This is a genomic window from Arthrobacter sp. 08Y14, from assembly GCF_002929455.1.
GTDB classification, from domain to species: domain Bacteria; phylum Actinomycetota; class Actinomycetes; order Actinomycetales; family Micrococcaceae; genus Arthrobacter_B; species Arthrobacter_B sunyaminii.
Genome location: NZ_PJIX01000007.1, coordinates 1 through 2,226, shown reverse-complemented (window position 1 = coordinate 2,226; position 2,226 = coordinate 1). Strand labels below are relative to the sequence as shown.

The following is a 2,226-nucleotide window of genomic DNA, read 5'->3' as shown; positions in this document are numbered from 1 at the left end:
GGTTTGGCCGCCATGCTCGGGATGTTTTCCAACTCCCGGCCGCGGCGACTTAGAAGACTTTACACAGGTTTTGACCCACCCGCAAATCGTCCCGGCAGCGGAGCCGGGGCCGGCCCAAGAATAGGACCGGTCCCGGCTGCAGTCGGGGGTTGGATTGGTACAAATCCCGCGTTAGCTACTGCGCCGGCGCGATGTTCCCAGGACCAGCAGAGCGCCGGCCAGCATTATTCCACCGCCAGCCAGGGCAAGGCCTGTCATACCGTCAGCTCCGGTTTTCGGAAGGCGTTCTGTGTAAGGCACAGGTGCATACACGTTGACCACCTCGACGGTTTGAGACTGTCCGGGCAGGATGGCCACTTCACCAGTGCCTGAGGTTTCCACCGTGACATCTTCATTGGCCCCCGATGTTGGCTCGGAAACCCGGCACAGCACACCCGCCGGGATTCCCTGGTACAGCTGCGTGAAAGTATCAGCAGTCGTTCCCTCAGGGATAAGGAAAATCTCATCAATGATTCCATCGCCGCACTGGATGTGAAGCACGATATCCTCCTGGAGGCCGGCCCCGGAGCCGCTGATCGTCTTGGCGACCACAAGACTCCCCGGGTTGAATTCCACAGTGTTGGCGACGGTGAGGACATTCTCCCCCTCGGTGATCGTCACCGCATCCGAGACGGTCGGCGTCACCGTCACTTCGGTAGTGGATCCCGTGACCGGTTCGGTAACGGAGCACACCGTACCCACCGGAAGATCAACGATTGTTTCGCTGACGGGAGCTGTGGCTCCCGCGGGGATCTCAAAGCTAAACACCCCCACTGCACCACAGTCGACAGCAAGCGCGATTGCACCTTGGCTGCCTATCGCTTCTCCTGCAAACGTTTTGTTCACCACGAGGTCTCCCGGTACAAAGAACTCCGCGGTCGCCCCGGCAGTGGCTTCCAACACCGTGTTCGCGGCGAGGATGAGAGGTTGCGCATTATCCATGCCTGGGTTGCCGCCGTCGTAGAGGTAGACGTTGCCTGTTTGGACGGAGACGGAAGCGCGGGCGCTGAGGACTCCCGGATCGGTGGAAGCCGGCGGGCCACCCACCCAGACCTGGGTGCCCGAAGCGACTGCGCTCCCACTTGGAATAGGGACAGTCCCCGCAGCGTCGGCAAACATCGTGTATCCGGTCGGCACGGAAACGGTAACCTCCGCAGCGCCTTCCGCTGCCACCGTAAACGGGCCCGCCACGCCTCCCTCCGGACCCGCAGCAACCGGTGGGGTAACGGTGACATTCGGCGGGGGCGGTTCCACCAGGGGCCCATTGGCCTGTGCGTCGGCGACGATCGCCTCAACCGCGCCTCTGATGACCGTCTCCGATGTATTGACCAGGTATCCGTCGGTGAAGTACCAGATCGCACCCTGCACCGCCGCAGCCTGCTGATTTGCCGATAAGCCCGCAGGCACTGCGGGATTCGCAGGATAGTAGTTGTTCAAGACATAGTTCACGTAGCCGATGTTGGCTACGTTGGATTCCTCCCAAGCCCCCTGAACGTAGCCGATGCCGACCATGGTTTCCACCGCTGTGTCGATGCAGTACATCTGCCCGATCCCGCCATCGGCATCCTCAGTGATAATGATGCCCGCGAACCGGCCGGTCACAGGCACTCCCGCTGGGTTCTCCTCCGGATACGGTGCCAAGGGATCCGGAGGAGTCGGATTGTCAGCTACGAACGCCTGCACCCTTTGAGCGGGCCCGAGCCCGGTGGTCACGACTTCCGCATTGGTGCCGGCTACCGGCGCCGGATCATTCGGGTCCGGCTCTGTCCACGAGGCATTCGCGGGTGCCGCGAACGGTGCCAGCAGGAGGGCCGCAACGGCCGCCGTACCTAAGAGTGACCTGCGTAGCCGGCGCCCGTGCCCCGGCCGACGCCGCGGGCCGGATGGAAAGTAATAATGGCTCATAGGGGCCTTCCTGCTTCTATCCCTGGGGATGATTCGCGAGTGACCATGCCGAAACCAGTTCAGCCTGTGTGCTAGGCACAGTATGTGGAATCCGCGGCCGGGGGTAGGCGGAACCGCAATATTCGGAGAACGCCGGGCAGGGGCCAAATTACCTATTGACATTCTCTGGTTAAACAAGTTGGGCCCCGCCAACCAGGGCGGGGCCTTAAACAGTTGAGGCCCGTACCAAAAGGTACGGGCCTCAACCTCTGAACAAATATTGTCCGGCGGTGACCTACTCTC

Annotated in this window: 1 protein-coding gene; it reads right to left on the bottom strand. The window is 61.9% G+C overall.

The window, feature by feature from the left end; translation table 11 throughout:
- Nucleotides 1-171: 171 nt before the first annotated feature.
- Complete coding sequence (locus CXR03_RS17665; RefSeq protein WP_181034678.1) at nt 172-1,641, bottom strand: DUF5979 domain-containing protein; 1,470 nt, start codon at nt 1,639-1,641, stop codon at nt 172-174.
- Nucleotides 1,642-2,226: the final 585 nt, after the last annotated feature.